Below are 20,336 nucleotides of genomic sequence, written 5' to 3' on the forward strand. Positions count from 1 at the left end.
GTATATACGAATTATAAAAAAGGACACCTGTCTAAAAAAGGTGTCCTTTTTTTAGTGTCTCCCCTTCCATAAGATTAGAGAAGATTAATGAAGGGAGGACACTATGACAGGAATAGAGTTTATTGATGAAAAAGGTAGTTTTAGACTAAATAATCCCACACATACCAGTGGTTTATATCTGCCTTTGGCAAGTCTCAAAGGACTTAAAAGTGCAGTGACACCTGATTTTAATGGTGATGCTAAAACTGATCAGAATCATTTTTTGATTGGACCAAAGAGCATTATGAACTTAAGCACAGATAGAGATACCAGGAATTTCTTTTTGATTTTTAACGAGGAATTATGGTCGGTTACTGGCGTTTCTGCAATGCAGGAAGCAGATAAATATACAGAAAAAGAGGATTCTTGCAGCCTTAGGGCAGGCAGAATGTGGCAATCCCTTGAGCGTAAAAATGAAAAAAGAAACATTACAGCGGTGACCACCATCTTTTCTCTTCTAAATCAGAATGCAGAAATAATGCAAATTACAGTTACAAATACCGGTGATGAACCGGTGAGTTTTAAACCTGTAGGGGCAATTCCAATATATGGGAGAAGTGCTGATAATCTCAGAGACCACAGACATGTCACATCCCTTCTGAACAGGGCGGTAATCTGCGAAGACGGGGTGGTAATGAAGCCAACCTTATCCTTTGATGAGAGGGGACATCAGGTAAACAATGTGACCTACTACGTTTTTGGCTGTGAGGAAAACAATCTTCTTCCAGAGGAATTTATTGCAGATGCAGATAGGTATTTGGGTGAAGGAGGAACCTATCTTAGACCAAGAAGTCTATTGGATGGAAGAGGAAAATCAGATGTCTGGAAAAAGCCAGGGACTAAAGTGGATGGAAAAGAAACTGTAGGAGTATTGGGATTCTCCAAAAAGATATTGATGCCACAGGAATCTGTTACATATCAGATGGCTATTGGACTGGTGGAGGATGAGAATCTTTCTGAAATGGATGTAGTCAGAACATTGGTAAGAAATCATGAGAAGGTAAATAAGGTATTTCAGGAAACAAAAGATTACTGGGATAACAGAACTTCCATCAGCTTTAAGACCGGCAATAAGGCCTTTGATAATTACATGAACTGGGTAAGTTTTCAGCCGGAACTTAGAAGAATCTTTGGCTGTTCATTCCTGCCTCATCACGATTATGGAAGAGGCGGACGAGGCTGGAGAGATTTATGGCAGGATTGCCTGGCACTGCTTCTGATGAATGCAGAAGTTGTGAGAACTATGATTTTGGATAATTTTAAGGGTGTTCGGTTAGACGGTACCAATGCCACCATCATCGGCAGTAAACCAGGTGAGTTTAAGGCTGATAGAAACGGGATTTCAAGGGTATGGATGGACCATGGTTTTTGGCCATTTTTAACTGTGAAGCTCTACATGGACCAGACTGGAGACTTGGAAATATTAAATCAGGAGATTTCCTATTTTCAGGACGAAGAAAAATCAGAATATGCAGGAAGTGTATTTGAGCATATCCTGCTTCAGAATCTTGCTGCTTTCTATGATGTTGGAGAGCATAACCAGATTAGATTAAGGAATGCTGATTGGAATGATGCTTTGGATATGGCACCTGATAAAGGAGAAAGTGTTGCCTTTACCTGTGGTTATGCAGGAAATCTTAAGGATATTGCTACGTATTTACGAATCCTAAAGGCTAAAAGTGGAATTACACAGATGGCAATAGCAAAGGAAATGTTGATCTTATTGCAGGAAGATTCCTATGAAGTTTTCAACAGTCCTGCAGAAAGAAACAGTCTACTGAATAAATACAGAAAGACTGTATCTTATGGAATCTCTGGCGCAAAAGAACAGGTGGATATTGAAAGAATAGCCCTTCTTTTAGAGCATAAATCAGATTTTCTCATGAAACACATTCGAAGTCAGGAATGGGTGGGGGATGACCAGGGAAATGGCTGGTACAACGGCTACTATGACAACTTAGGCAGACAGGTGGAAGGATGTTTCGGCCAGGATGTAAGGATGATGCTTACAGGACAGGTATTTTCCATTATGAGCGGTACTGCAAAAAATGATGCAGTGGCGCAGATTGTTAAATCAGCGGACAGATATCTTTTCAAAGAAGAGATTGGTGGATACGTTTTAAATACAGATTTTAAGGAGTTGCGCACAGATTTAGGGCGCATGTTTGGATTTTCTTATGGTGATAAAGAAAATGGTGCAGTTTTCTCACATATGGCAGTTATGTTTGGAAATGCATTGTATCAACGTGGATTTGTAAATGAGGGGTACAAAGCATTAAACACTTTATTCAAAGCTGCATCCAATTTCGAGAAAAGCCGAATCCTTCCTGGAATACCAGAATATTTCAATGGTGAGGGAAGAGGGATGTACAACTATTTAACTGGCGCTGCAAGCTGGTATCTTTTGACTATGGTTACAGAAGTATTTGGCGTTAGGGGGAGTGCGGGCGATTTACATATAGAACCGAAGCTTGTAAGCAGCCAGTTTGATAGTAATGGAGTGGCAGAAATAAGTCTTCCATTTAGAGACCATAATTTTGTTGTGAGATTTGTAAATAAGAAAAATAAGAATTACGGGGAATATTCCTTAGGTCAGGTTCTTATTGATGGAACCTGTAAAGTAGAGCCACAACGTAAATCCGTTACAATTCCAGAAAATTGGATTTTGAATTGGAATGAGAAAAGCCATGTTATAGAGATTGAACTTAAGTAAGGAGAATGGTTATGGATATGAATACCAACGTGAAAGATGAGATAAAGGATTATGGAAGAAAAAGTGCTTTTGCCAGCTTTCTTCCAGGAATTGCTGGAGTGAAGGGAACTCCAATCTGGTGTTATTACGTGAACCGAGGTCAGGCTGTAGTGAGTTTTGGTGTAAGGGATAAGGATAATGGAATAATGGAGTTTTATCCTGCTCATACCGCCTATCAAACTGTAAACAAAACAGGTTTTAGAACTTTTATTAAGACTGAAAAAGATTTTTATGAACCATTTGCCAAGGCAAGTGAGGAAAACAATATGACCATCTATATGAATGGTCTCACAATCGAAGATAGAAATAAAGATCTTGGACTTAAGGTGAAGGTCAGCTATACCACACTTCCAGGTGAGCCTATAGGAGCTCTTATGCGCGTGGTGGAAATCACAAATGAAGGAAATGAGGCTCAGAATCTTCAGGTATTAGATGGTATGCCAGCGTTAGTTCCATTTGGTGTTGGACAGGAGAGTCTGAAAATGATGGCACAGACTACCAAGGCCTGGATGCAGGTGGAGGATGTAGATACAAAGTGTCCTTATTACCGAGTGCGTGTGAGCATGGAAGATTCCGCGGAGGTACAAAAGATTGATGGAGGAAATTTTGCATTTGCATGCTTTGAGGATGGCGAAAAGCTTTCTGTGATAGTGGACCCTAATGTGGTTTTCTCCTACGATTTGTCACTGGACAGCCCAGAGGGCTTTAAGGCAGCCTCACTTAATGATTTATTTGGACAGCATCAGAATACATCTAATGAATTACCTTGTGCTTTCTTTGGCGCGTCAAAAACACTTCAGTCAAATGAGAGTCTCACTATTTATGAAATGATAGGTCAGGTTCGAAACAAGAATGTTTTAAACGGATTCTTAGGCAACAAGATTAATGGAAATTATTTTGAAATTAAGTTTCAGGAAGCACTGGCACTTACTGAGAAATTAACAGAGGTTGTAGGCACAAAAACTGTCAATAAGAGTTTCGATGATTACTGCCGTTATACCTACATGGACAATGTACTTAGAGGAGGTCTTCCTATCAGCCTTACCGATAATCATACTTTCTATGTCTATTCCAGAAAGCACGGTGATTTAGAGCGTGATTACAACTATTTTTCCATGACACCTGAATTCTATTCTCAGGGAAATGGAAATTTTAGAGATGTTAATCAAAACAGAAGATGCGACACATTTTTCAGCCCACAGGTGGAAGCTGCCAATATAAAAATGTTTTATTCTCTTTTGCAGCTTGATGGCTACAATCCTCTTAAAATTGAGCAGATGCGTTATCAGGTGGCAGAGGATTCTTTGGGAGATATCAAAATAAATCAACCATTTACACCTGGTGAGCTGGTGGCGGCTATCACTGACGTGAAAGGCGTGATGGATAATGAGGGATGGAAGCTTTTTGAGGAGATTATGAAAGCTGCCGAAGAAACTGTTAATGCAGATTTCGGCGAGGGATATTGGAGTGATCACTGGACCTATAATCTGGATTTGGTAGAGGATTATCTTGAGATATATCCAGATCAGAAAAAACAGCTGCTTTTTGATACAAGGGTTAAAGCTTTTGATGCGGCAGTTAAAGTGAAGCCTAGATATCTAAGATACGTAAATACGAAGAATGGAATTCGTCAGTATAACTATCTGGAAGAAAGAGCAGAGGCATTAAAGGAAGCTGGTTTCGCAGCTGACAAAGCAGGAAATGAAGTGGAGATGTCTCTTATGGCAAAAATGATTCTTCTTTCTGCTGTTAAATTCGCAACCCTTGACCCAGAAGGACTTGGTGTAGAAATGGAGGGCGGTAAGCCAGGCTGGTATGATGCCTTAAATGGATTGCCAGGAATGTTTGGATCTTCCATGAATGAAACATATGAATTGGCAAGGATGGTTAAATTCGTAATTGCGAATTTAAAGGATAATGATAGAGACATCACATTCCCACAGGAGGTAGCAGAATTTATTCAGGAATTGTCTCAGATAGAAAGTGCTGGTGGCGATAGCTTCTTAAGGTGGAATAAGAGAAATAACCTGAAGGAAGAGTATAGAAATAAAGTGTATGAGAAACTTTCAGGAGCTAAAAAGGCTGTGTCAGCCGATATGCTTATTTCCTATTTGGAAAGTTTTGAGAAATGTCTTGATGAGGGTATAGAAAGAGCACTTGAACTGGGTGATGGAATTCCAATGGCATATTTTAGCTACCAGATGGATGATTTTGACGAGACTGATAATGGAATTTTTCCAAAGCATTTTACTATTCAAAAAATCCCATATTTCCTTGAGGGACCTGTCCGTTACTTAAAGCTAAAAGATTCATTGGATAATAAGAAAAAGATTTACACCAAGATTAAGTCTAGTGACCTTTATGATAAAAAGCTATCCATGTACAAGGTTAATGCATCACTTCAGGATGCAAGCTTTGAGCTGGGAAGATGCAGAGCCTTCACTCCAGGCTGGCTGGAAAATGAATCTATATGGCTTCACATGGAGTACAAGTATTTGCTGGAACTTTTACGAAGTGGACTGTACCAGGAGTTTTTCAATGATTTCAAAGATGCGGCCATACCATTTTTGGCTAAAGAAACATACGGCAGAAGTACCTTGGAGAATTCTTCATTTATTGCCAGTTCGAAAAATCCAAACCAGGCTATTCATGGAAAAGGCTTTGTAGCAAGACTTAGTGGCTCAACTATTGAGTTTATTAGTATGTGGAAGCTGATGTTCTTTGGTTCGCATTTGTTTACTGCAAATGAGTCAGGAGAGTTATGTTTTTCTCCTACACCAGCCATTCCAGAATATCTTCTTTTTGAAACTACTGATAAAAAATACAGGGTTGAAACCACAATGCTTGGTCACACAAAAGTGGTGTATGAAGCAGATATAAAGCAGGACTTCATTCCTGGAAATTATGAGATTACAGAAATAACAGTGGAGTATTCAGATGGAACTGTAGAGGAATTCAAAGACTCAATTATTTCTGGAGAGGCTGCAGTAAAAATCAGAGACCGTCAGGCAAAAAATATAAATATAAAAATGACACCTAACTAAAAAAAGTATCATTTTTTCAGTTTTACCATAATCCTATAATTCAAACATAACAAAGGTTACACAAGCAGTAACCAAGTAAATCCAAAAATTATTGGGAGGAAGAAAAAAATGAAAGTAAAAAAACTTTTAGCTACGCTTCTTGTAGGTGCCATGACTCTTTCTATGGTTGCTTGCGGTAGTGATGGCAGCGACAGCAGTGCAGTCTTGGAAGGGGAAAACGTAAATGCGGAAACTGTTGGTTCAGGTGATGAGAAATTAGTTGTATGGACACTTGCAAAGGATTTACAGACTTTTGCAGAGAAGTACGCTGAGACTCATGACATCCAGATTGAGACAGTTGTAATCGAGCCAGCAGATTATGCTACAAAGGTTCAGACAGCATTAAACGGTGGACAGACAACACCGGACATTATCGTTGGTGAGCCACAGATGCTTGAGGATTTCTATGATGCAGGTTATTTCGAGGATTTAAATCAGGCTCCATACAACGCACAGGATTACAAGGGCCAGATTGTAGATTATGTATGGGAAGTTGGTCAGGATGCAGATGGTATCCAGAGAGCTATTTCATATCAGATTACACCAGCCGGCATGTATTATCGTAGAGATATTGCAGAGAAGGTATTTGGTACGGACGATCCAGTAGAAATCGGAAAGCTTTTTGCTGATTACAACACACTTCTTGATACAGCAAAGACACTTAAGAACGCTGGCTACAGAATCTTTGCATCAGATGCAGAGATGTCATATTTCTCTGGTGACTCAGCTTGGGTAGTTGATGGCAAGCTTAATGTTGCTCAGGCAAGAAAAGATTACATGGATGTAGTAATCGACCTTTACGAGAATGATTACACAGCTTATGCAAACCAGTGGTCAACACCTTGGTATCAGGCTATGGCTGGCGAGGTACCTATCCTTACAGCTGATATTCAGAACTATGCAGATGATTCTGTAAACGTATGGGACGCTGAGGCATTTGAGGAAGCTACAAAGGATTTAGACAAGACTGAAGTATTTGCATTTGGTCTTCCAAGCTGGGGTGTTCTTACTCTTAGAGACAATGTAGGCGAGACATCAGGTAAGTGGGGCGTATGTGCTGGACCAGCTTATGGTTTTGGCGGTGGTACATTTATCGGTATCTCAGCATATTCTGAGCACAAGGATCTTGCATGGGATTTCTTAAAGTGGGTAACACTTGATGAAGAGACAGCTGAGTGGTGGATTGAGAAGTCTGAGGGTGACACAGTTTCACTTGTTTCAGTTCTTGAGAAGCACAAGGATGATGAGAATCCTGTATATGGAAATCAGAAGCTCTATGCCTTCTGGCAGGAGCAGGCAGCAGGAATTGATTATTCAAAGGTAACTCGTTACGACAAGATTATCGGTGATGCTTGGAGTGATGCAATTACAAACATTAAAACTGGTGCTAAGTCTAGAGAAGATGCAATCAACGAGTTCTACGATTTAGTAGAGTCAACATATCCAGAAATCGAAGTAGTAAGATAATAAATTCTAATTAATACGGGGCTGGCTGAGGCCGGCCCTGGTTATTGATAGCGAGATGAAGGGAGGAAATAATGAAAGCTTTTTCTATAAAGGATTTGATGAAGAATAGGAATAATGCGGCATACCTGTTTGTGCTCCCATTCATCATCGTCTTTTTAATCTTTAATGTTTATCCGGTTTTAAGAACTTTATTTCTTAGTTTTACCGAATATAAGGGTTATGGCGACCCAGTTTTCATCGGTATTGATAACTATAAGAGAGTAGTGGGAGATAAATTCTTCTGGAGAGCTCTCTATAACACAATAAAAATGTGGAGCCTTAATATTGTGCTCCAGTTAGGTTTGGCCTTTTTACTTACAATGGTCTTTTCTGATATCAAGTATAAGGTAAGGGCTCTTCCGGTTTTTAGAGCAGTTTATTATCTGCCAAATCTTATTGCTGCTACATCAGTAGCTTTCCTTTTTAAGACACTCTTGGATTGGAAATATGGAACATTTAACCAGATGCTCCTGACTATGGGTGTGATTGATGAGCAGGTGAACTGGTTGGGAGATACCAAAACAGCCTGGGCTGTTATAGCCGTGATTCAGGCATGGATGTGGTTTGGAAATTCTTTCATTATGCTGATGGCAGGTGTTCAGGGAATTCCTTCAGATTACTTTGAGGCTGCAGCCATTGATGGTGCCGGAAGATGGACTACATTTGGAAAGATTACCATACCTCTTTTAAGACCTATTCTTTTATATATTGCAGTCACATCTCTTATTGGTGGTTTACAGCTTTTTGATTTGCCATTCCTTATGAATGGTGCCGGTGGACCTTCTACACAGGGTGCACCTAGTGGAACATTGCAGACAACAGTAATGTATCTTTACAAATTTGGATTTGAAACACATCAGGTTGGCTTCGCTTCGGCAATTGCCTATACACTGTTCTTTATAATTTTATTTGTATCTATTATGGAATTTAAGTTCATTGGAGGAAAGGAGGACTAGTGCATGGAACATAAAATAAAAAAAGGAATATTATATGTGGCCCTTGTAGTGTTGGCACTTTCCTGTTTACTTCCTTTTTGGCTTATGATTGTCAACTCCACGCGATCAGGTGTTGAAATAACCCATTCTTTTTCATTCTTGCCAGGACACAGCCTGAAGGACAACTGGATTGTTCTCTTTGATTATGTAAATCTGTTCACAGGTTTCTTCAACAGTATAAAGGTAGCTGTGCCTGCAACTTTGTTAACTGCATATTTCTCAGCCATTACTGCCTATGCCATGGCTATGTATGAGTGGAAGGGGAATAGTTTAATGTTTAAGGTAATCGTTGTATTTATGATGATACCTTCACAGCTTTCACTCATTGGTTTTTACAACCTTTGCCAGAAGCTGAGACTCATTGATTCTTACGTGCCACTTATTGTGCCTGCTATAGCAGCGCCAGGTATTGTTTTCTTCTTGCGTCAATATACGAAGTCTACACTGTCAAAAGCTTTGCTCGAGGCAGCCAGAATCGATGGGGCATCAGAGATACTAACATTTCACAAAATTGTTCTTCCCATAATGTCTCCAGGAATTGCAACAATGTCCATTGGTGCGTTCATTGGAAACTGGAACTCTTATCTGGTGCCTTTAATATTATTAAATACCCCTCGCAAGATGACATTACCTGTTATGATTTCTACTCTTAATGCTGCAACTGATTTGCAGAAGAACCAGGGTGCTATTTACCTCGGTGTAGCCATTTCAGTTGTGCCAATTATGATTGTATTTAGCTTCTGTTCTAAATATATCATTAGCAGTATTTCTGCAGGTGGCGTCAAAGAATAATTAAGTAACCTGAAAACGGACTGGAGCAAAATTTATTGCCCAGTCTTGTTTTCGTTGAAACAGTTGGATGCAATCAGTATAATAAAAAAATGGAAACTAGAAGTAATTTATTAAAAAAGTCAATATCCGTAATTCTATTGTCAACATTAGCTTTAGGTTGTGGTCAAACAGGAAACTCTAATGAAAATCCCGGTTTAGAAGAACAGGTAAAATTCGATTGGTATATCAATTATTCATGGTTCAATACTGGTTGGGGAAGTAATGCAGTTTCGAGGGCAATTACTGAGAAAACCGGTGTGAACATCAATTTCATTACACCCCAGGGAAATGAAGAAGAAAAACTGAATGCTTTAATTAAGTCTGGAGCGCTTCCTGATTTGATTACGTTGGGCTGGTGGGAGCCTCAGGTAAACGAAATGATTCAAAAGGATATGGTTTACGCCATCAATGAGCTGGCAGACGAGTACGACCCATATTTTTATCAGGTATGTGATCCACAGGCCGTCAGCTTTTACACTCAAAGAGATGGAAATATATACGGCTATCCATGTTCTTCAGTAACGCCTGATGATGTGGAGCAAAACGATAACATAGGCTCTAATCAGACATTTCTGGTTCGAAAAGATATCTATGAGGCTATAGGAAGTCCTGATATGACCACCATAGAAGGCTTTGAGACAGCGGTGAAGAAGGCTGCCCAGATGTTTCCTGAGGTAAATGGAAAGCCACTGATTCCTTTAGGGGCTCATAATTTTGATGATACAGGAAATGTTTCTTTTGATAAGTACATGCAAAACTTTTTGGCAGTACCTTATGAAAAAGATGGGAAGCTCTACGACAGAAATACGGATCCAGAATATATTAAGTGGCTAAAGATGTTTAGGCGTCTGAATCAGCAGGGGTATATCACCACAGATGTTTTCACTGACAAGCGAATTCAGATGGAAGAGAAGATTGCTGAGGGAAGATATTTTTGCATGATGTATCAGTACACAGATATGTCTGACCAGCAAAAAGAGCTTTATGCAAAGTCACCTGGTAGCATTTATATAGCTGTGGACGGTCCTAAGAATGAAAATGGTGATGACCATATTCTTCCAACAAATACAGCAAGTGGGTGGACCATCACATTGATTTCCAAAAACTGTAAAGACCCAGAGAAGGCTATTAAGTTTTTGGATTATATGATTTCAGAGGAAGGCCAGAAGATGGTTTATCTAGGGGTGGAGGGAATTACCTATGATGTTGTGGATGGTAAAGAAGTGATAAGGCCAGATGTTCTTCAGCTATTGAATAAGGACAGGACATCCTACGACCAGATTTACGGAGCTGATGATGCATACTGGATGCTGCAGGACAATGTTATGCAATTGAAGTGGAAGACAGACTACGCATCACCTACTTCACAACTTGAAAAGTGGACCTATCAGTACGCCACCTACACTGGCCAGTATGATGTTATTTTTCCTGCAGATACCGAGGATGCTTACATTAACAGTCAGATAGAATTACTTTGGAGCAAAACTCTTCAGGATTTGTTGTTAGCGCCATCAGAGCAGGAGTTTGATGAGATATTGGATAATTACAAAGCCGAGCGAGAAGAACTTGGTTTTGAACAATTACAGGAGAACAGATATAAGTATGTCCTTGAAGCGAAAAATCAATTGGGAATTGATTAGAGGAATGAAATTAAATAACAAGCTTACTGGAATCATACTTGTATTTGTAATGATTCCAATAACCATTCTAAGTGGAATAATGTTTTACAACATGGAGCAGTCCACCATTCAGGAGAATTTATCCTACATGGATGCCACTATGGTTCGCAGGCAGGATAGCATAAAAAACAATGTGGATTCTATCAATATGACAACACAGTTTTTCCTGTCTAATCAGACTATGAATCAGGTTCTTATTGATGCCAACTCTGGGAAGGAGTACGACACTACCCAGTGGATTTCAATCTATCACAATGATGTGGCAGCTTTGGAGAGACTGATTAATAACAACCCTGTTTTAGGCGGAGTCAGATATTATTCCACCAACGATAATGTGCAGGAGCTAATGCCTGTTCTTTTCGACAATACCAGGTTGCAAAAACAGGAATGGGTAGCTAAAGCAGAAACAGGAGGATGGGTATTCAATTATAAGGATAGGCTTTTTGATGGAGATAACACACCAATGCTTGCCCTTATTACACCGGTGATGGACAGGAGATATGGTCAGTTGGGAGTGATTGAAGCCAACATGAAAATGCAGACTATGTTTCCTTCTCTTTATGAGAATATTTCAGATGAGACCAGCTGTTTTGTTACCGAAGATGGTGACGTTATTTTTGGAGGCAAGGAGAATCAGTTCGTTAATAAGACAGCGAAAGAGCTTGCCAACCAGATGCAGGAAGATATTTTAAAGGGAGAGGATCCAGGAATTAAAACTTTCTATGATAAATCTCAGAAGAGTGTTATCGCCTGCATGTATATTAAGGAGCTTTCAGGAACTCTTGTTTCGATGGAAGATATCTCTCCAAGTATCGATGGTGTTTATGCTCAGAGAAACAGCTTTGCTTTTGGTATGATTATCATCCTTGTGATGCTTACTTTTGCCATTAATGCAATCGTAAATCAGGTGCTTAAAAAATTCTACGAGATTCTTTCTACAATCAGAAAGGTTCGTAAAGGCGATATTACAGTTCGCACCAAGGAATCGGGCAGAGAAGATGAAATGGGCGAGCTTGCTCATCAGGTCAATCGAATGCTTGATAATATCCAGGAGCTGATGCGGCAGAATATCGACAGAGAAATACTTGCAAAAGACAGTCAGATTAAAGCTCTGCAGAATCAGATTAATGCTCATTTCATATACAACGTTTTAGAGTCCATCAAGATGATGGCTGAGATGAAGGAAGAATATGATATTTCCGATGCCATAACAAGTCTTGGTAAGCTTCTAAGATACAGTATGAAGTGGACTTCCAAGACGGTATATATTTCTGATGAGCTGGAATATATAAAGAACTACATGGCCCTCATTAATCTGAGATTCGATTACGAGATTTATTTGTCGCTTAATATTCCGGAGGAGATGCTTGGGCTTAGAATTCCGAAAATGTCTCTTCAGCCAATTATCGAAAATGCGATAATTCATGGAATAGAAGAGCTGGCAGACGATACCACAATCTACATTAAAGGAATAGTAGAAGGTGAGGATTGCAGAATAGAGATTACAGATAATGGAAGAGGCATGAATGAAGAGGAATTAAAGAGGCTTGAAGACAAAATAGCTGGACTTGCTCCAGATGGAGGGGGCTCAGGAAATGGAATCGGCCTAAAGAATGTTCAGGATAGATTACACATAGCCTTTGGTGAAAAATACGGAATTACGGTATCCACCAGAGAAGGTTGTTACACAAAGGTGTGTGTAACTATACCAATGAAGCAGGTTAGCATTCAGGAAGCTTATCAATAGTTTTAGGGGATAATTTTATGAAATCAGTACTAGTGGTTGAAGATGAGAAATTAATAAGACAGGGAATTGCATCCATGATTAAAAGAAGTGGTGTTCCTGTAGAGAAAATATATGAAAGTAATAATGGCCTTGCTGCTATGGAGATTCTAAAGAGCACAGATATAGACGTTATTTTTACAGATATCAGAATGCCCAAAATGAATGGTATCGAGCTGGTTCAGGAAATCCAGTCTTTAGACAATCCCCCTTTGGCTGTGGCTATTAGTGGTTATGATGATTTCGCATATGCGGTAGAAATGCTTCGACAAGGTGTAAGGGAATATATATTGAAGCCGGTGGAGCGTGAGAAATTACGTGAAATTTTGCAAAAGCTGGAAGATGAGATTAATCATCGTAAGGAGAATGAAAAGAATTCAGAAGCTATGGATAAGCAGCTTTTGAAATATATTCTCAGCGATAAAGAAACATCTGAAGATAATATAAAGGTTCTTTCTCGAAAGCTTACAGATGCAGTTGGAAGTGAATACCAGGTGGCAGTGGCCTCTGATTCATTGCATCTAAACTGTCCCCATGGAGTGACTCTTAATAATGTGGAGGGGCAGGATGTATTTGTTTTAGGAAGTGAGTACATAAGCGCATTACCTACAGATAAATATATAGGTGTAAGTGACTGTTTTTGTAGCGGTGAGGAGATAAAGAAGGCATATTACCAGGCTCGTTTTAGAAGAGGACAGGCTTTCTCCCTGGGAGAAGGATTTGTAGATACTGATTTACAAGATGCAAAGCAGGAGCTTATTGAAGAAGCTAAGAAGCTTATTTCCGGCAAATCTATTTCTGCCAAGGTGCAGATGATGGGCACCGACAGGATTGCGGATTTAAATAAGGAATGGGAAAGCATTTTTGTATCAGTATCAAGAGGCCAGATTCCTTCAAATGAGCTTTCAAAGGCGATACATAGTTTTGCAGCAGAATACAGTGCTGTTTATAAGTCAGATTTTCCATCAGAATTAATAGAGCCTTTAAATATGGAAAGTCTTGAAGCTTATAAAAGGGTATTTATGGAATTCATATCAGAGGCAAATTCTGTTATTAAGCAGGGGACTCAGGTGGACGCCAACCAGGCAAAGATGAAAGCGGCTATAGAATATGTTAATGCCAATTTCCAAAATGATTTGAACATGGCGGTAGTTAGCAATCATGTTTCCATGAACTATTCATTATTTTCATCAGAATTCAAAAACTATACAGGCACCAATTTTGTTAATTATGTAAAGGACCTGCGTATGACAGAAGCAAAAAAGCTCCTTAATGATACTGATTTGAAGGTCAATGAGATTTCAGCCAGGGTAGGTTATGACAATGAAAAGCATTTTATGAAGAGCTTTAAGGGCTATGTAGGCGTGTCGCCTAGTGAGTATAGGAAAAACGTCACCAGTAGAGTATAAATTTATTTTTCCAAATTAGAGAAATAAAATACTCCTAATCGCCATTTTTATACTGTTGTAGAGAAAAACTAACCCATATAATTAAATCAACAACACGGAAGTGTTATACTTACAACAAATAACATTTGAAAGAAAGGATGTATCATTATGAGTAAGAAATTATACAAAAGTTCAGACCGAAAACTTTGTGGTGTTTGTGGTGGTATAGCTAATTATTTCGATATTGATCCTACTGTTGTTAGATTGCTTTGGGTTTTATTTACTTTAGCAGGCGGATCAGGAATTCTTGCATATATTATCGCTGCAATCATCATGGACGATGAGCCAGGTTACATTGATATGAAAGATTAAGAAAGGGTGAGGGAGACAAAGATTGACTGAGACAACTACAAAGCGCTGGGGACTTATTACTAAAGTCCTACTAATGGTATTTCTTATTGTATTTTCCTACTGTGTGGCTTCAGCCAAGACTGAGAACCTGCCTGTGTTTGGCGGTTCTGTAGAGACGTTAGAGGAAGCCAAGACCACCGTTATGGGAATAGCAGGGGCAACAATTGCCATGTCTGTAGTAATCACATTTTTGCCAGATGATTACGCTACACCTTTAGCCGATTCACTGGCTGATATGAATAAGTATTTTATCTTGATGCTTGGAATGATTATGTTTGAGAAGCTTTTGGTTATCAAAGGTGTGCCATTGGTTTTCAGATTTGTAATTCCGCTGGCAATCATTCTGCTTCTTGCTTACATGTTCACCAAGAAGGAGTTCTTTAAGGCATTATCTATGAAGATATTTGCTTTGGCGGTAGTCCTTGTACTTGTGGTACCTTGCGGTACAGCTTTATCTGAAAAGATTTGTGCAGAGTATATGCCTTACGTGGAAGAGACAGTTAATCTGGCAGAAGATGGAGCTGAAAAGGTAGAAGGAATATCTGATACCACTGCTGACAAGGGCTTCTTTGAAAAGATTTCTGTGGCATTCCAGTCAGCCATTGATGGAGTAAAGGACCTTTTTGATTATTATAAGGGCATTATTCAGAGATTCATCGTATCTATTGTTATCCTGATAATTGCCTACTGTGTTATTCCGGTCTTGACTTTTGCGTTGCTGCTATGGATATTGAATCAACTTTTCCAGTTTAGCAGTTTTAAAATCAGAATGAGGAGTGGAGGCGATGAATAAGACTAATATCTTAAAGGCATTAAGCGCTGTTTTGCTGGTGTCGACTATTTCTATCATCATTGTGTTTAGCTTTAAGAAAGACAGCGGCGCAGCCAAATTTGATGATGGCATTGAAATGATTGATCCTAACACAATCAAGCTGAATGGCAGCGGAGTGCGTGTTTCATTTTCTGATGTAATTCTTTCAAAGCCAAATGAGACCAGAAAGCTGGTGGCATACGAGGTTACAGGGGATGTGAGCTACACCATTGAGGACAGAATGCTTGATTCTCTGGACTGGGATCCAACAAAGAAATATCAGACTGTTACATATAAAGGTAAAGGAAGTTTTGTCGTAGACCTTGATAAACTTAATAAATCTAATATTATTGATGATGAGGAAAACAAAATTCTGACCATCAAAATCAAACATCCATATCTGGATACCATCGAAATAGATCCGGATAAGGTGGAAATTGGAAGTCAGAAGAGTGGATTCTTCACAATCGGATCGATTAAACTGACGGTGCAGGATTACAACACCATTGAGAAGGAACTTAGCAAGAGACTTCGAGAAAGCTTTAATGAAGCTTCCAATGGACAAAAAGCAGATGACCTTGCAAAGAAAGCAGTTTATGATATCTATGAGCCTGTAGTGAGGGCCGTAGATAGCAGATACCAGTTGAAAGTAGAATTTATTAATTAAAAGACAAGGAACTGACAGATGGAAGAGAAACAGCACAAAAGAAGAGTTCGTTATTCTGGAAAATATCCAAAGAAATTCGAGGAAAAGTATAAGGAGCATAATCCAGAAAAATATAAGGACACCATAGAGCGAGTTATTAGTAAAGGCTCCACACCTGCCGGCATGCATATTTCTATTATGGTAAAGGAGATTCTGGATTTCCTTCAGATACAGCCAGGACAGCAGGGGCTGGATTGTACATTAGGCTATGGTGGCCACACAAGAAAGATGTTAGAGCAGCTTCAGGGAAATGGATGTATCTATGGACTTGATGTAGATCCAATCGAATCCGCAAAGACGGTAGAACGCCTTCGCGGATTTGGTTTTGGTGAGGACAATTTCCAGTTTAGACTTATTAATTTTGCAAACATAGATAAGGTGGCTGAGGAGGCGGGACAGTTTGATTTTGTTCTTGCTGACCTTGGTGTATCTTCTATGCAGATTGATAATCCTGAGAGAGGTTTTTCTTATAAGATAGATGGCCCTCTTGATTTACGTCTTGACCCTGCTCATGGTGAATCCGCTGCAGAACGCCTGCACAATATTACTGAGGAAGAGTTTATTGGAATGATGGTAGAGAATTCCGATGAGCCATATGCTGAGGAGATTGCCCATAAGGTATTTACACTTATGGCAAAGGGCAATCCTATGGATACCACCACAGCCCTTCGTGAGGCTATCACAGAAGCTCTCTGGAAGGTGCCTAAGGACGAGAAGGACCAGGCAGTTAAGAAGAGCTGTGCACGTGTTTTCCAGGCACTTCGTATAGACGTTAATAGCGAATTTGAAGTGCTGTATTCTTTCCTGGAAAAGCTCCCTGGAATTTTAAAGCCAGGTGGTCGTGTAGCCATTCTTACTTTCCATTCTGGAGAGGACAGACTTGTAAAGAAATCCTTTAAGGAGTTTGCAAGAGAAGGAGTATATTCTGAGGTTTCATCAGACGTTACTCGCCCATCTGCAGAGGAGTGCAGAATCAATCCAAGAAGCAAATCTACTAAAATGAGATGGGCTATAAAAGCGTAGATTTTTAGCATTGGTTTTCAGCCAATTGGACAAATTAAAAAAAGTATTGCGAATATTTATTTTGCGGTTGACATTCCTGAAATCCAATGCTATATTATACGAGTCGCTTGAAGCGGTAACAAAAACGCCGAAAGCTCTGGGATCTTAGCTCAGCTGGGAGAGCATCTGCCTTACAAGCAGAGGGTCACAGGTTCGAGCCCTGTAGGTCCCATTTAAAATCAAATATTAGTCACTATGGCGAGATAGCTCAGTTGGCTAGAGCACGCGGTTCATACCCGCGGTGTCGAGGGTTCGAATCCCCCTCTCGCTACTAAAAAGACCTAAGCAAATGCTTAGGTCTTTTTTCGTATCTTGGGGTGATTCGTCCCTTTTCTCAAATATTACACAAATATTAAATTGATATTGCATATTATGACATGTGTTGTTAAAATACTAGACAGGGGTTATTGCGGTGTCTATTTAAAGTAGACAACCCCATATTTTACAGAAAAGGAGAAGATGTTAATGAAACAAAGCAAAAGGATTTTAGCCAAAGCATTAGCATTTGGTCTTGTTGTCACATCTTTGGGAATGACAGTAAAGACTGATGTTGAAGCTGCAGGCGACACAGCCCACATTTCTGATGGCTGGTACTACATCAAGGGAGTGCAGTCACAGAAGTACCTCACTGTTGAGGGGAACAAAGCCAGCGGATGGACAAATGTATGCATCAGCTCTGGTACAGGCGTAGACGGACAGAAGTGGTATGTAACAAACACAAATGATGGTTACATCAACCTTACTTCAGGTCTCGGCAACTACATGCTTGATGTAGCAAATGGAGAGGATATTGATTCTGCAAATGTTGGAATCTATCAGGGCTACGGCGGAAATGCCCAGAAGTTTGTTGTTAAGACAACAGATAATAACGGTATTTATAGTATTGCAACAAAGACTTCAAATGCAGCTCGCAATCTTGATGTGAGCGGAAAGAAGACCGCCGATGGCACAAATGTAATTCAGTACAGAGCAAGTGGAAATCAGAATCAGCAGTGGCAGTTTGAGTCTGTTTATGGACAGGCACAGGAGACACATCCAACAGCTGCTCCAACACCAACTCCACAGCCAACTCAGACACCAGCTGCATCTACAAAGGGACTTGAGCTTTCTTATACAATAAATAACTGGGGCTCTGGTTACCAGATTAGCTATAAAATCACTAACAAAACAGGCAGCACAGTAAATGGCTGGACACTTAAGGTTAACAAGAATCAGGTTAACATTGGTTCAAGCTGGAACGTAAATGTTAAGACAAGCGGAAATTACTATGTAATCACTCCTGTTGAATGGAATAAGACAATTGCAAATGGCGCAAGCGTAGAGTTTGGTTCACAGGGTACAGGTTCTATTGGTGACAAGTTTGATTATGAGTTTGAGGGCGCTGCAACAGTTCAGCCAACTACAACTCCAGCACCTACAGCAACTCCAAAGCCAACAACTACACCTGCACCTACATCTACACCTAAGCCAACACCAACACCTACACCAGCACCAACACAGAATCCAAACTACAACCCAACTGCTAAGATTGAGAATTCAATCCCAGCAAAGTATTCTGCAGTTAGAACAGGTGCAGGCTCAGGTAAGATTGTAAACATTTCTTATACAGCACATGATTATTCCGCAAATAATCGTACATACACAAAGAGAGCTAATGTTTATTTACCAGCAGGTTATGACAGCAGCAAGAAGTATCCAGTTCTTTACCTACTCCACGGTATTGGCGGTAATGAAAATGAGTGGGGCATGACTGGAAACAACTCAAAGGTAAAGGCTATCATGGATAACCTTACATACTATGGTGATATCGATGGATTTATCGTAGTAACACCAAACGGTAAGGCTTCAGCAAGCGGTTCTACAGATTCATTCTATAACTTTGGTAAGGAGCTTAGAAACGACCTTATCCCATACATTGATTCACACTACAGCACATACACAGACAGAGAGCACAGAGCATGTGCAGGTCTTTCTATGGGTGGTATGCAGACAATCAATATTGGTATTGGTGAGTGCGTAGACTTATTTGGATATTTCGGAGCATTCTCAGCTGCACCAACAAGTAACACAGCAGCTAAGACAGCTGATATTCTAAAGAACAACAAGTATCCAATTTACTACTTCTACAACATTTGTGGTCTCCAGGATGGTATAGCTTACTCAAGCGCATCTACTGCAGCTAAGAACCTTCCATCAGTTTGCAACCAGTTCAAGAATGGTCAGAACTTTATGTGGCAGGAGCTTAACGGCGGACATGACTTCAATATCTGGTATCTTGGTTTCTACAACTTCGCACAGATAGCTTTCAGCAAATAAAATAGCTTTAAAAGGGAATCCAACTGGGTTCCCTTTTTTGTTGTGAAATCAGTGTGAAAAAAGAAAAATATTACTGTGAAACCCATTGAAAATTTTTTATGCTGTGATAACTTTTAAATGAAAATGGTTCTAAATTGAAAAAAAGGGAGTGTAATAATCATCGCTTTGATAGGAGACTAGACTATGAAGAAGATTATTTTTACACTCGCGGTTTTGGCGCTGGCTTTCGCTATTCCAAAGACAAGTATTGTTGTAAATGCTGCTGAGGTTACAGATTTTGATCCGGTTTACTATGCAGCAAATAACCCTGATGTAGTGGAGACATTCGGAAATGATCCTGAGATTTTGCTTGCCCACTATATTAATTGTGGCAAGGCTGAGGGACGTTTCAAAAATCTAAACGAAGAGGTTTCGGGAATTATTGTTGAACCTGAAGTAGCAGTGGTGGAACCAGAGCCAGTTCAGCCAGTTAGCCTTGTAGGCACAGTATTTGATAATTTACCTTATCCTACATATGTAGATGTAGATATTACAAATCAGACTGTTTCATATTTTGAAAACAATGTGCTGGTGATGCAGAGCCCTTGCGTTACGGGAAAGACTTCTGCAGGCCGTGGAACACCTAGAGGAACCTATTCTGTTAAGGCTCATATTCCTGGAAAGACACTTAGAGGTCCGACATGGAAGGTATGGGTTGATTACTGGATGAGGTTTACAGATTCCAACATCGGTCTTCACGATGCCACATGGCGAACAGCAGAGGAGTTTGGTGGTGATACATATATTAATCACGGATCCCATGGATGTGTAAATCTTCCTCATGAATTTGCGGCACAGTTATTTAATAAAGTAAATATTGGAACTAAAGTCGTAGTTAGATAATGAAGACTTTTCAGGGCGCAGGCATTTGTCTGTGCCCTTTTATTTTGAATATTGAAGGGACAACTGCTAAAATGAAACAAGTGAATAAAACA

14 protein-coding genes and 2 tRNA genes are annotated in these 20,336 nt (G+C 39.7%); all 16 read left to right on the forward strand.

Annotated features, from left to right (window positions below; translation table 11 throughout):
• Positions 1-103 precede the first annotated feature (103 nt).
• Positions 104-2,752 (forward strand): GH36-type glycosyl hydrolase domain-containing protein, encoded by a 2,649-nt coding sequence (locus tag G592_RS0104995; RefSeq protein ID WP_028246837.1) that lies wholly within the window; start codon positions 104-106, stop codon positions 2,750-2,752.
• 11 nt (positions 2,753-2,763) lie between these two features.
• Positions 2,764-5,835 carry a hypothetical protein gene (locus G592_RS0105000; RefSeq protein ID WP_036951784.1) on the forward strand — a complete coding sequence of 1,024 codons (3,072 nt, stop codon included), beginning with the start codon at positions 2,764-2,766 and terminating at the stop codon, positions 5,833-5,835.
• Positions 5,836-5,943: 108 nt separating this feature from the next.
• On the forward strand, positions 5,944-7,341 hold the full coding sequence (locus G592_RS0105005) for an ABC transporter substrate-binding protein (RefSeq protein ID WP_028246839.1): 1,398 nt from the start codon (positions 5,944-5,946) through the stop codon (positions 7,339-7,341).
• A 71-nt stretch (positions 7,342-7,412) separates the two neighbouring features.
• Entirely contained in the window at positions 7,413-8,336 is a 924-nt protein-coding gene (locus G592_RS0105010) for a carbohydrate ABC transporter permease (RefSeq protein WP_028246840.1), read from the forward strand.
• 3 nt (positions 8,337-8,339) lie between these two features.
• Positions 8,340-9,167 (forward strand): carbohydrate ABC transporter permease, encoded by an 828-nt coding sequence (locus G592_RS0105015; protein WP_028246841.1) that lies wholly within the window; start codon positions 8,340-8,342, stop codon positions 9,165-9,167.
• A 35-nt stretch (positions 9,168-9,202) separates the two neighbouring features.
• A complete protein-coding gene (locus tag G592_RS0105020) occupies positions 9,203-10,846 on the forward strand; it encodes an extracellular solute-binding protein (RefSeq protein WP_242830144.1) in 1,644 nt (547 codons plus the stop codon).
• Entirely contained in the window at positions 10,809-12,632 is a 1,824-nt protein-coding gene (locus G592_RS0105025; RefSeq protein ID WP_028246843.1) for a sensor histidine kinase, read from the forward strand. The genes G592_RS0105020 and G592_RS0105025 overlap by 38 nt, the downstream gene beginning before the upstream one ends.
• Before the next feature lie 17 nt (positions 12,633-12,649).
• Positions 12,650-14,077: a response regulator gene (locus G592_RS0105030; RefSeq protein ID WP_028246844.1), complete on the forward strand. Its 1,428-nt coding sequence runs from the start codon at positions 12,650-12,652 to the stop codon at positions 14,075-14,077.
• A 147-nt stretch (positions 14,078-14,224) separates the two neighbouring features.
• Complete coding sequence (locus G592_RS0105035; protein ID WP_036951787.1) at positions 14,225-14,428, forward strand: PspC domain-containing protein; 204 nt, start codon at positions 14,225-14,227, stop codon at positions 14,426-14,428.
• 22 nt (positions 14,429-14,450) lie between these two features.
• Positions 14,451-15,260 (forward strand): hypothetical protein, encoded by an 810-nt coding sequence (locus G592_RS0105040; protein ID WP_028246846.1) that lies wholly within the window; start codon positions 14,451-14,453, stop codon positions 15,258-15,260.
• Positions 15,253-15,945, forward strand: a complete 693-nt coding sequence (locus G592_RS0105045) for a DUF4230 domain-containing protein (protein WP_028246847.1) — start codon at positions 15,253-15,255, stop codon at positions 15,943-15,945. Before G592_RS0105040 ends, G592_RS0105045 begins: the two co-directional genes overlap by 8 nt.
• 18 nt (positions 15,946-15,963) lie before the next feature.
• Complete coding sequence (gene rsmH / locus G592_RS0105050) at positions 15,964-17,007, forward strand: 16S rRNA (cytosine(1402)-N(4))-methyltransferase RsmH (protein WP_028246848.1); 1,044 nt, start codon at positions 15,964-15,966, stop codon at positions 17,005-17,007.
• 138 nt (positions 17,008-17,145) lie between these two features.
• Positions 17,146-17,218 (forward strand) — tRNA-Val (locus G592_RS0105055).
• Positions 17,219-17,243: 25 nt separating this feature from the next.
• Positions 17,244-17,317: transfer RNA gene (locus tag G592_RS0105060), tRNA-Met, on the forward strand.
• Between the two features lie 194 nt (positions 17,318-17,511).
• Complete coding sequence (locus G592_RS16945; RefSeq protein ID WP_028246849.1) at positions 17,512-19,362, forward strand: alpha/beta hydrolase-fold protein; 1,851 nt, start codon at positions 17,512-17,514, stop codon at positions 19,360-19,362.
• A gap of 183 nt (positions 19,363-19,545) precedes the next feature.
• Positions 19,546-20,244, forward strand: a complete 699-nt coding sequence (locus G592_RS0105070) for a L,D-transpeptidase (protein WP_028246850.1) — start codon at positions 19,546-19,548, stop codon at positions 20,242-20,244.
• Positions 20,245-20,336: the final 92 nt, after the last annotated feature.

The organism is Pseudobutyrivibrio ruminis CF1b, from assembly GCF_000424005.1.
GTDB classification, from domain to species: domain Bacteria; phylum Bacillota; class Clostridia; order Lachnospirales; family Lachnospiraceae; genus Pseudobutyrivibrio; species Pseudobutyrivibrio ruminis_C.

Coding starts and splice junctions, on each gene's coding strand:
- G592_RS0104995 (WP_028246837.1), top strand. CDS start 104: ATGACAGGAATAGAGTTTATTGATGAAAAAGGTAGTTTTAGACTAAAT.
- G592_RS0105000 (WP_036951784.1), top strand. CDS start 2,764: ATGGATATGAATACCAACGTGAAAGATGAGATAAAGGATTATGGAAGA.
- G592_RS0105005 (WP_028246839.1), top strand. CDS start 5,944: ATGAAAGTAAAAAAACTTTTAGCTACGCTTCTTGTAGGTGCCATGACT.
- G592_RS0105010 (WP_028246840.1), top strand. CDS start 7,413: ATGAAAGCTTTTTCTATAAAGGATTTGATGAAGAATAGGAATAATGCG.
- G592_RS0105015 (WP_028246841.1), top strand. CDS start 8,340: ATGGAACATAAAATAAAAAAAGGAATATTATATGTGGCCCTTGTAGTG.
- G592_RS0105025 (WP_028246843.1), top strand. CDS start 10,809: ATGTCCTTGAAGCGAAAAATCAATTGGGAATTGATTAGAGGAATGAAA.
- G592_RS0105030 (WP_028246844.1), top strand. CDS start 12,650: ATGAAATCAGTACTAGTGGTTGAAGATGAGAAATTAATAAGACAGGGA.
- G592_RS0105035 (WP_036951787.1), top strand. CDS start 14,225: ATGAGTAAGAAATTATACAAAAGTTCAGACCGAAAACTTTGTGGTGTT.
- G592_RS0105045 (WP_028246847.1), top strand. CDS start 15,253: ATGAATAAGACTAATATCTTAAAGGCATTAAGCGCTGTTTTGCTGGTG.
- rsmH (WP_028246848.1), top strand. CDS start 15,964: ATGGAAGAGAAACAGCACAAAAGAAGAGTTCGTTATTCTGGAAAATAT.
- G592_RS16945 (WP_028246849.1), top strand. CDS start 17,512: ATGAAACAAAGCAAAAGGATTTTAGCCAAAGCATTAGCATTTGGTCTT.
- G592_RS0105070 (WP_028246850.1), top strand. CDS start 19,546: ATGAAGAAGATTATTTTTACACTCGCGGTTTTGGCGCTGGCTTTCGCT.